This window comes from Mesorhizobium sp. M7A.F.Ca.AU.002.02.1.1 (assembly GCF_003998535.1).
Lineage (GTDB): Bacteria > Pseudomonadota > Alphaproteobacteria > Rhizobiales > Rhizobiaceae > Mesorhizobium > Mesorhizobium ciceri.
This window is the reverse complement of the sequence record NZ_RZPB01000194.1, coordinates 1-8868: the sequence shown is the minus strand read 5'-3', so window position 1 is coordinate 8868 and position 8868 is coordinate 1. Positions and strand designations below refer to the sequence as shown.

At 59.3% G+C, this 8868-nt stretch carries 12 protein-coding genes and 1 pseudogene; 10 read left to right on the top strand and 3 right to left on the bottom strand.

Annotation, left to right across the window (positions count from 1 at the left end):
* Positions 1 to 149 precede the first annotated feature (149 nt).
* On the bottom strand, positions 150 to 344 hold the full coding sequence (locus EN879_RS38985) for a hypothetical protein (RefSeq protein ID WP_164755832.1): 195 nt from the start codon (positions 342 to 344) through the stop codon (positions 150 to 152).
* A gap of 25 nt (positions 345 to 369) precedes the next feature.
* Between EN879_RS38985 and EN879_RS38980 the strand changes: the two genes are divergently transcribed.
* The 10 genes and pseudogenes from EN879_RS38980 (at position 370) to EN879_RS38975 (ending at position 6997) form a co-directional block, all read left to right on the top strand.
* Positions 370 to 1131 (top strand): response regulator, encoded by a 762-nt coding sequence (locus tag EN879_RS38980; protein WP_164774409.1) that lies wholly within the window; start codon positions 370 to 372, stop codon positions 1129 to 1131.
* A 36-nt stretch (positions 1132 to 1167) separates the two neighbouring features.
* Positions 1168 to 1914, top strand: a complete 747-nt coding sequence (locus EN879_RS14335; protein ID WP_013525202.1) for a hypothetical protein — start codon at positions 1168 to 1170, stop codon at positions 1912 to 1914.
* A gap of 80 nt (positions 1915 to 1994) precedes the next feature.
* Positions 1995 to 2609 (top strand): hypothetical protein, encoded by a 615-nt coding sequence (locus EN879_RS14330; RefSeq protein ID WP_244514471.1) that lies wholly within the window; start codon positions 1995 to 1997, stop codon positions 2607 to 2609.
* A 181-nt stretch (positions 2610 to 2790) separates the two neighbouring features.
* Entirely contained in the window at positions 2791 to 3999 is a 1209-nt protein-coding gene (locus EN879_RS14325; protein ID WP_063170681.1) for a glycosyltransferase family 9 protein, read from the top strand.
* A gap of 200 nt (positions 4000 to 4199) precedes the next feature.
* Positions 4200 to 4517, top strand: coding sequence for a metalloregulator ArsR/SmtB family transcription factor (locus EN879_RS14320; RefSeq protein WP_063170682.1), 318 nt, complete (start codon positions 4200 to 4202; stop codon positions 4515 to 4517).
* A 53-nt stretch (positions 4518 to 4570) separates the two neighbouring features.
* Positions 4571 to 5002, top strand: a complete 432-nt coding sequence (locus EN879_RS14315; protein ID WP_348631491.1) for an SRPBCC family protein — start codon at positions 4571 to 4573, stop codon at positions 5000 to 5002.
* Positions 5003 to 5308: 306 nt separating this feature from the next.
* A complete protein-coding gene (locus tag EN879_RS14305; protein ID WP_346016492.1) occupies positions 5309 to 6151 on the top strand; it encodes a hypothetical protein in 843 nt (280 codons plus the stop codon).
* A 122-nt stretch (positions 6152 to 6273) separates the two neighbouring features.
* Positions 6274 to 6489, top strand: a pseudogene (locus EN879_RS14300) (IS1 family transposase); the annotation flags it as partial.
* Positions 6490 to 6564: 75 nt separating this feature from the next.
* A complete protein-coding gene (locus EN879_RS40600) occupies positions 6565 to 6693 on the top strand; it encodes a hypothetical protein (protein WP_275955654.1) in 129 nt (42 codons plus the stop codon).
* A gap of 40 nt (positions 6694 to 6733) precedes the next feature.
* Positions 6734 to 6997, top strand: a complete 264-nt coding sequence (locus tag EN879_RS38975) for a hypothetical protein (RefSeq protein ID WP_063170684.1) — start codon at positions 6734 to 6736, stop codon at positions 6995 to 6997.
* A 150-nt stretch (positions 6998 to 7147) separates the two neighbouring features.
* Here EN879_RS38975 and EN879_RS14290 read toward each other — a convergent pair whose 3' ends face one another.
* Together EN879_RS14290 and EN879_RS14285 are read right to left on the bottom strand one after the other, a co-directional pair.
* Positions 7148 to 7891 carry an amino acid ABC transporter ATP-binding protein gene (locus tag EN879_RS14290; protein WP_063170685.1) on the bottom strand — a complete coding sequence of 248 codons (744 nt, stop codon included), beginning with the start codon at positions 7889 to 7891 and terminating at the stop codon, positions 7148 to 7150.
* Complete coding sequence (locus EN879_RS14285) at positions 7888 to 8862, bottom strand: amino acid ABC transporter permease (RefSeq protein WP_013525195.1); 975 nt, start codon at positions 8860 to 8862, stop codon at positions 7888 to 7890. The genes EN879_RS14290 and EN879_RS14285 overlap by 4 nt, the downstream gene beginning before the upstream one ends.
* Positions 8863 to 8868 lie beyond the last annotated feature (6 nt).

Sequence of the window (8868 nt, the reverse complement as noted above, 5' to 3'; positions counted from 1 at the left end):
CGACAACGCGGTGCTCGGGGCGCGACGGGGAGCGTCCTTGACGCAGCGCATGCTGGCTTTTGCCTGGCGGCAGCAACTCGATCCAAAGCCTGTCGACCTAATTGGCCTAAATCCAGGGAATGAGAGAATTGCTGGAGCGGTCGCTTGGCTCAAGGGCGATCATAGAAACGAAATTTCCGCTCTCGCTCGATCATGTAATGATCGATGAAAGTCAGATCGAACTTGCCTTGCTCAACCTGTGTGTCAACGCCAGTGACGCCATGCCTGATGGTGGGCCGATCATCATTTCCGCCCGGATGGAACAGGTCGGCGAAAGCAATGGTGCTGGCTTGGCTCCCGGCCATTATGTCTGCCTCTCGGCAGCCGACAGTGGCGAAGGAATGGACGAAGGGCGACGGAACCGTTTTCACCACAAAAGGCGCTGGCAAAGGTACGGGTCTCGGTCTGTCCATGGTGCATGGGATGACAGAGCAAATGGGCGGGTGCCTAGTGCTCAAGAGCTCCAGGGGAACCGGAACCACAGCGGAACTATGGCTGCCGATCGCAACCGCGAGCTCAGAAGTCGCGCGCGGGCCGGATGTTCTGACCGAGGAAGTCATCGAGGCGGTGTCTCTGCGAATTCTGGCGGTGGATGATGGGGACGCCCTGGTCCTGTTGAATACCGCTGCGATGCTCGAGGATCTCGGCCATACCGTTGCGAAGGCGCATTCTGCGGCCGCCTTCCTTGCGCTGTTGGAGGAGCACCGGTTCGACCCCGTTATAACGGACTACGCGATGCCGAAGACGACTGGCCTACAGCTGTCGAAGGCGATTAAAGACAAGTGGCCGAGCGTCCCCGTCATTGTAGCAACAGGCTACGCCGAACTCCCTGGCACTCCCGAGATCAAGATTCTCAGCAAGCCATTCACGGAAAAGGAGCTAGCGAGCGCGATAACATCTGTTCGCTTTATTGGGCCGCCGGCCCGGCCAATGTTCCGTCGAGCCAAACGAAATACCGTCGCTCACGGTTGCTTGACTCCGGCCTCACTGCAACAATATCCCGACTGTGGCGCTCTGGCCTTGCACGATCGCCATCGCGGCGGGTTGATCCATTTACCTGGGGTCTACCGCCAGCCGCGCAACCTTGCATAATTCGGGCAAACTCACTTCCAACTGCAGAGTTACACTATGATGCCAATCTACATCGGGTACGACCCACGCGAAGCCCGAGTCCTCGAGGTGGCGCGATGGAGCGCCTTCCGCCGGACAAGCACGCCGTTGCAGATCCACCCACTGGTGCTCAAAGACCTTGAAGCCCAAGGAATCATGAAGCGACCGATGGAGGTACGTGACGGTAGGCTCTGGTGCCCGATCTCCGAGGCACCGATGGCGACCGAGTTTGCCATATCGCGCTTTGCCGTTCCGTTTATGCGGCAAGGCGGCTGGGCCATGTTCTGCGATTGTGACGTTCTTTTTCTGCAGGATCCCGTCAAGCTGCTCGACCTGGTCGATCCTTCCTACGCGATCATGGCGGTTAAGCACCGGCAACGCGAGTCTGAAGCCGTCAAGATGGACGGACAAACGCAGACGTTCTATCGGCGCAAGAACTGGTCGTCGGTCGTTTTGTGGAATCTAGATCATCCCGCCAACAAACGACTGACGAACGAAATGCTTAATACGTGGCCCGGACGTGACCTCCACGCCTTCAAATGGCTCGAGGATCATGAGATCGGGGAGTTGCCTCTGGCATGGAACTACCTCGTAGGGGCGTCGGCTTCCGAACTCGACCCCGCCGAGGTGTCGCTGGCGCACTACACGCTCGGCGGTCCCTGGTTTGCCGGTTGGTCGGGCGCCACACAATGGGACGAATTGTGGAGCCGAGAAGAAAGCATTCTGCGTGCGTTTGAGGAAAATGCGGTTCAGATCCCCGCATGAAACCTCCGCTTTCGGATCTCTTGCCCGTGCTCTCAAAGCCCATCCTCCGCTTGCCTAGGCTCACGGGTCCCGCCTTGGTCATGGGATCGGCGCCGAATTTTCGCCTCCCGTACGGACATGATGCCGGTTGGGCGCTTATAACCGTCAACGCTTCCCAGATTTTGGCGGAAACCTTTGGCCTCGCCGCTCCTGATATGGCGCTGATGCGTCGCGGCATTCTGGTTGGCCAAGGTGAGCAGGACTTCTACAAGCGTGACTTGCTAAAAGGGCGGCAGGCAAAGCATCTGATCGTCCCGATCTGGCCTGACGTGGAGGACAAGCTGAAAGCCGGCTGTCGCACCTTCGATTATCGTTACGAGACCTTGCAGGCGCTTACCAGGTGGCAGCTTGCCAACATCGTCTGGCGGCTTAGCGGCAAATTTCACGTATCCCGCGGCTGGCACCGGAACATCTCCACGGGGGCTTTCGCTGTCATGCTTGCGCGTTTCGCCGGCTTCGCTCCGGTTGTGGTCAGCGGGTTTTCCCTGTCTCAGGCCGGGCATGGATACGATAGCCGAAACGCCTTCCGATATCATGCCGACGAAGATGCGGATTTGCTTCGGCGGGTGGCGAGAAGAGGCGAGCCCATCTACGCGGAAGATAGAGACTTCGCCAGAGAAAGCGGATTGCCGCTTTGGCAGGGACAGACGCCATGACCACGGCATCCGCAGACCGACAGGCCCCGGTTCCGCTCCTCCCAGGCAGCGAGCGCTGCGTGGGATTGCCTTTTTGTTTGTGGAACAAACGAGAGGTGCATGGGTCGGAGGTTCCAAGGCTGCCGATCCATCGATCACCACAAGCGGCACATGAGCTCTCTTGGACGTGTGTGCGCGCCCAATGACCAACATCCTGCCCCATCGTTTTGACGTGCTGAATATCTCGATGGCTGATCGGCTGGCTGTCAAATCCATTCTGGTTATCCAGGCAAAGTACATCGGGGACGTCATTCTGACCTCGGCGCTTATGCGAAATCTGCGCGTCGCCTACCCACACGCCATCATGGCCATGCTTTGCGCTCCTGGCCTGCGAGACTTGGTGGTCAGCCAGGGTATCGCAGACATAGCCATCGGATTCGACCCTCGAGGTGGTGGTAGAAGCCTAACCAGGCGCTTGAAGGAATATTCAAGCTTGGTCGCTGAGCTCCGCCGCCGAAAATTCGATCTCACCATCGATCTGACCGACTCGAAGACATCGAGGATGCTACACAAGCTGATCGGCGCCCCAATGCGCGTCGGATACGATCCCCCCGAAGTGCCTCTAAAATCTTGGGAAAGTCAGCCTGCCAATATATTTGCTGAAACCTTCGGCCAGGGAGGCGCGCATTACCTGTACCGATATCTTTCGCCGCTGAGAGCGCTCGGGATAACGTCGAGTGAAGTGACACCGAGGCTTGAGCCCACATCCATCGGACGAGGCGCTTCGACCCAGATTCTGGCTCAGAGCAATCTGAATGCAAAAGCTTTCGTCGCGGTGCACGCCGGACCAAGGTTCGAAGGGCGGTGCTGGCAACCTGAACGGTTCGCCGCAGTGATCGATGAAGTTTATGAAACGACGGGCCTGCGGTCACTGCTGATTGGCGGACCTGACGAGAGCGCAATCGCGCAACGTATCCTGAATGTGGCGGTCTCCCCGTTGGCAAGCGTTGTTGGCAAAGCCTCGCTTGAGACACTAACAGCATTGCTTGCGGACGCGTTTATCTTCCTGGGAAACGAGAGCGGCCCAATGCACTTGGCCGCATCGGTCGGAACTCCAGTTGTGGGCCTCTACGGGCTCACTCCCCCAGATGTCTGGGGGCCAGTTGGCGTGCCTTACCGCACGGTTGAGCCGCCATTGCCTTGCCAGTGTGTTGCTCCCCATTTGTGCAAACCCAACAACCCGGGCGGCGTCTACTGCGTGCACCGATTGCCCGTTGCCAAGGTCGCTCAAGCAACACATGAGTTGATAGAGGCGGTGAGACAACAGGGGAATGCATCCGTCAATTCACCTTCTCCCGGCGGCGACGCGCTGATCCTCCCATCGGCTCAGGATCGGAGCCGGTTGCAGTAATGACCTCGGCATCGGCTGTCCGGGTCCTTGGCAAGATCGTCCTGCAACGCTCTCATCGGCTCGCGCTTTTGCATGCGCCGCGGCTCGCCCGGGAGGCGCGACGAGACGGGGCCGCCAAGGCGGCTTAATCAGAGTCAACGGGCCGCCCGTCGACTACTCCAAGGTTGACATGGAAGGCCCGTCGATTTAAGTTCGCGTTAGTGGCCACTAACGCGAACTACTGGACTGCGCTCGGAGATTCGACGAGACGAACGATCTTCGAACTGTTGCTCGAACAGCCTTGTTCGGTCAGCGGACTTGCTCGTGCGCTGCCTGTAACCAGACCAGCGGTCTCTCAGCACCTGAAGGTACTCAAGGAGGCCGGGCTTGTTGCCGACACGCGCTCGGGCAAGGAAAGCATATATCGTATCGATCCCGGCGGCCTGGCAAGTCTGCGCGCGGAAGTCGATCAGTTCTGGAGCAAGACCCTGGCGGGCTACAAACTAGCCGTCGAGCCTCCAAAGAAGGACCAGGTATGAGCAAGCATCCTGCTACCGAGCCTGTAAGGCACTCCGTCGTCGTCGAGGCATCTATGGCGCGTGCCTTCAAGGTCTTCACCGAGGATTTCGGCAGGTTCAAACCTCGCGAGCACAATCTTCTCAAAGTGCCCATTGCTGAGACGATCTTTGAAGCCTGGGTTGGGGGGCACGTTTACGATCGCGGCGTCGACGGCAGCGAGTGTCGCTGGGCTCGTGTATTGACTTACGATCCGCCGAGCCGGCTGGTTCTGAGTTGGGATATCAACCCGCGGTGGCAGATTGAGACCGACCTGAACAAGACCAGCGAATGGGAAGTCCGGTTCACGGCGGAGACGGAGAACCGGACCAGGGTTGAGATCGAGCACAGGAATTTCGAGCGCCACGGCGAAGGCTGGGAGAGCGTGCGCGGTGGGGTCGATAGCGATCAAGGCTGGCCGCTGTACCTGCAGCGGTTCCACGATCTTTTCACCGGTCGGGCGCCCTGACGCCGTGCCGGGATTTGAGAACGTCGCTCGCAAGCACAGTTTGGGTCCATTGCGGTTCCGGTGAGCGGAGACAACATGGAAGCCTATTGGTTAAACATTCTCGGTCGCGTTGGCAATCTACTCGGGTTCGTCCAAAGGATTTGCGGGAGGGCTGGCGGGACCGGTAATCCCTGCAGACGACGACAACCGGCTCTACCTCCGAGGGCGCCCTTCCGACAGATGGCGACCTCCCGAACGAACTGACCGTCAAATATTACGGTCAGCGCGGTAGCGCCGGCCTGATCATCTCCGAAGTCAACGACGTGGATCACGTCCAGCCACGGCTACGCGCGGATTCCCGGGATTCACTCCGAAGCCCAAAAGCAGGCCTGGCGCCCGGTGACCGAAGAGGTTCATCGTCAGGGCGGCACCATCTTCATGCAGCTGTGGCATGTCGGCCGACTGGCGCATTCCTCGCTTCTGCCGAACGGCCAGGCGCCAGTGGGTGTGACCGCGGAACAGGCCGTCGGCTCAGAGGTATTCGCCCATGGCCCGGACGGCCGGTTGCGCTTCATGGCGGCAGAGATGCCGAGGCCGCTCAGCACCGAGGAAGTGACGGCCATGGTGGGAACCTTCGCCAAAGCCGCCGCCAATGCCCGGGAGGTCGGGTTTGACGGAATCGAGATCCATGCCGCCAATGGCTATCTGATCGAGCAGTTCATGAACTCGGTGCTCAACACCCGCACAGACTGCTATGGCGGCGGCAGCATGGAAGATCGTACGCGCTTCCTGATGGAAGTCGTCGACGCGGTCGTGGCGGAATTCGGCCCGGGACGCGTGGGGGTTCGCCTTTCACCGTTCGGCAAGTATATGGTTCGATGCCCGCTGATCGCCTCGTCGAGGAGACGTTCCTGTACATCGTCGAGCAGCTCGGGCGCCGCGGCGTGGCCTATGTCCATCTGCTCTATGAGCTGCTGCCCGACGGCAACATGGAATCGGTCACGTTCGAGGCGCGCCATCTCGACCATGACATGCTCGCCAAGGCGCGAGCGTTGTTCCCCGGCGCGTTCATATGGTGCGGCGGCTTCAATGACGTCGAGCATGCCCAGGCCGCGCCAGCTGGCCATTGGCTGTGGCGGACCGGTCCGTCTATTACACCCGCAACGGTGAAGTGGGGTACACGGACTTCCCCGCCTATTCGAACGACGGCGCAGCAAGCAGGGCCGCCTGACACGGCGATAGGCCGAGCAGGAGTCAGGCTCAGCGCCACATTTCTCGTCACCGGCGCCAGTTCCAAAAAGGTGGAGGCTCACGCCAACGCCGTGGCGCTTCACTTCATGTACTACAATTTTGGCCGTATCCATGCGACCTTGCGGCTGACCCCGGCAATGGCCGCTGGCGTGACTGGCAAACTTTGGGAGTTTGGCGATATCGTGGCCCTGATCGAAGCGAAGGAATCCGAGAAGCCGGCGGTGCGCGGCTCCTATAAGAAGCGCGCGTTCGCCTGACAGACCCCACCGAAGGGTTGCCCACTGCCGATTGATGTTGGTATCAAGACAGACCGATGAACCAGGGTCTTTACTATGGACGAATACGATAATCAGAAGGGCGCGAAGCCAGAGGATGTGCGCGCCGCCTTAAAAGGCTGGGCGTTTTTTGCGGCTGCAACGCTTGCAATCTTCGGCGTGGCCTACGCCCTGATTGAGATGTAGTAGCAATGAAACATTTCTGAGGGTTCGCGATTAGGGCTAAATGGCCCGCTTCTTCTTCGATCTAGTCGACAATGGAACCTCATACCCGGACACGGAAGGCACAGACCTTCCAACCCTAGCTTCTGCCGAAGATGAGGCAGCAAGGGCGTTGCTCGAAATAGCCAAGGACCAGATGCCGAACGGCACATTCCGCCAAGTCGCATTGCAAGTTCATGCCGGTACAACCGCGCCGCTGTTTGTGGTAAAAGCGACGTTCGAGCTAATCCGCAACGAGCCTTATCCCGATCAGCGAGTGGGAGCCTAACCATCTTGCTGTTGAAAGCGCCCGACGCTTTCAGATGCGAGCGGCGGCACGGGTGGAGACTTGCGCTCCACCATAGCAGAGACCGTCCGCATTATCGCTGAATAACTGACCCACTACCCTCACCGCCATTGGCTTGGCAAAATGTGCGTATCAGTGCTTCAGTATCTGGCTGAGAAACAGCTTGGTGCGATCGTGCTGAGGATTGCCGAAGAAGCTGTCCGGCTTGCCTTCCTCGACTATCTGGCCGGCATCCATGAAGATGACGCGGTCGGCCACCGCCCGTGCAAAGCCCATTTCATGAGTGACGCAAACCATAGTCATGCCGTCGCGCGCTAGCCCGGTCATCGTATCGAGCACTTCCGACACCATTTCCGGGTCGAGTGCCGATGTCGGCTCATCGAACAGCATTACCGCCGGCTTCATGCACAGGCTTCGCGCAATGGCGACGCGCTGCTGCTGGCCGCCCGACAGCTGGACCGGGAATTTGTTCGCCTGTTCGGGAATGCGCACGCGCTCCAGGAACTGCAGCGCGGTCTTGCGTGCCTCGGCGGCGGAAACGCCCTTGACCCACATCGGCCCGGCCATGCAGTTCATCAGCACGGTCAGATGCGGAAACAGGTTGAAGTGCTGGAACACCATGCCGACATTGCTGCGCACGTCGGCGACGTTCTTCATCTTTGGGTGAAGATGGATGCCGTTGACGGCGATGTCGCCCTCCTGATGCGATTCGAGGCGATTGAAGCAGCGGATCAGTGTCGACTTTCCGGAGCCGGACGGACCACAGATGACGATGCGTTCGCCTTTGTGGACCGTCAGATTGATGTCCTTCAGGGCATGGAACTGGCCGTACCATTTGGAGACGGCTCTGGCTTCAATGATGGCTTGAGCGCTCATCGCACCTTGCTCCTGGCATAGTGTCGTTCGATGCGGGACTGGATCAGCTCGAGGCAGATCGACAGCATCCAGTAGATGAGAGACGCCGAAATCAGCATCTCCATGTGCTGGAAGGTCTTCTGACCCAGCGTGCGGGCAAGGAACATCAGTTCCCAGACGCCGATGACCGAGACCAGCGAACTGTCCTTGAGCATGGAAATGAACTGGTTGCCGGTCGGCGGAATGATGACCGGAAGCGCCTGCGGCAGTATGATCCGGCGCATGGTCAACGAAAAGCCAAAACCCATCGAGCGCGATGCTTCCCATTGACCACGGTCGATGCTCTGGATTCCCGATCGGAAAATTTCGGTCATGTAGGCGCCGTAGCACAGCGAGAGCGCCAGGATGCCGGCGGGAACCGCACCGACCACGAAGCCCAGTTGCGGCAGGCCGAGATAGATCAGATAAACCTGCATCAGGAGCGGCAGGCCGCGAAAGAACGAAGTGTAGAAGCTTGCGATGGCGTAGGCGAAGCCGTTGGTGGACAGCTTGGCTACGGCACCCAGTATGGCGATCAGGGAGGCGATGATGATGGAGATGGCCGAGACGTAGAGCGTGGTCACCACGCCCTGGGAAATCAGGAATGGCAGCTTTTCCCGGATGAAGGGCAGGCTGAGATGAAAGGTCGCGAAGAAGGCCAGGAAGAGCAGCAGCAGTTCGAACCAGACGATGGCGATCTGGACACGCAGCGAGGCGAAGCCGATCAGGACGACATTGAGGACGAACAGAAGCGCGATCACGAAGGCGATGGCAAACCGACCATAGAGGCCGCTCTGCGACGGTTCGCCGATGACCGGGCGCATCAATTCGCCGAAGCTCGTCGACGTCAGGTTGAAAGCGAGGAAGATCGCAAAGACGACGCCGAACATCGTCGCCACAAACCACGGCTTGTGCACGAGGACTTCAGCTTCGACGGTATCGGGGTAGAGCATAGCCTG

Excerpts from the sequence above, each read along its gene's own strand:
- EN879_RS38985 (WP_164755832.1), bottom strand. The coding sequence starts at position 344 with ATGGCCGGGAGCCAAGCCAGCACCATTGCTTTCGCCGACCTGTTCCAT.
- EN879_RS14335 (WP_013525202.1), top strand. The coding sequence starts at position 1,168 with ATGATGCCAATCTACATCGGGTACGACCCACGCGAAGCCCGAGTCCTC.
- EN879_RS14325 (WP_063170681.1), top strand. The coding sequence starts at position 2,791 with ATGACCAACATCCTGCCCCATCGTTTTGACGTGCTGAATATCTCGATG.
- EN879_RS40600 (WP_275955654.1), top strand. The coding sequence starts at position 6,565 with ATGGACGAATACGATAATCAGAAGGGCGCGAAGCCAGAGGATGTGCGC.
- EN879_RS14290 (WP_063170685.1), bottom strand. The coding sequence starts at position 7,891 with ATGAGCGCTCAAGCCATCATTGAAGCCAGAGCCGTCTCCAAATGGTAC.
- EN879_RS14315 (WP_348631491.1), top strand. The coding sequence starts at position 4,571 with ATGGCGCGTGCCTTCAAGGTCTTCACCGAGGATTTCGGCAGGTTCAAA.
- EN879_RS14330 (WP_244514471.1), top strand. The coding sequence starts at position 1,995 with ATGGGATCGGCGCCGAATTTTCGCCTCCCGTACGGACATGATGCCGGT.
- EN879_RS14285 (WP_013525195.1), bottom strand. The coding sequence starts at position 8,862 with ATGCTCTACCCCGATACCGTCGAAGCTGAAGTCCTCGTGCACAAGCCG.
- EN879_RS38975 (WP_063170684.1), top strand. The coding sequence starts at position 6,734 with ATGGCCCGCTTCTTCTTCGATCTAGTCGACAATGGAACCTCATACCCG.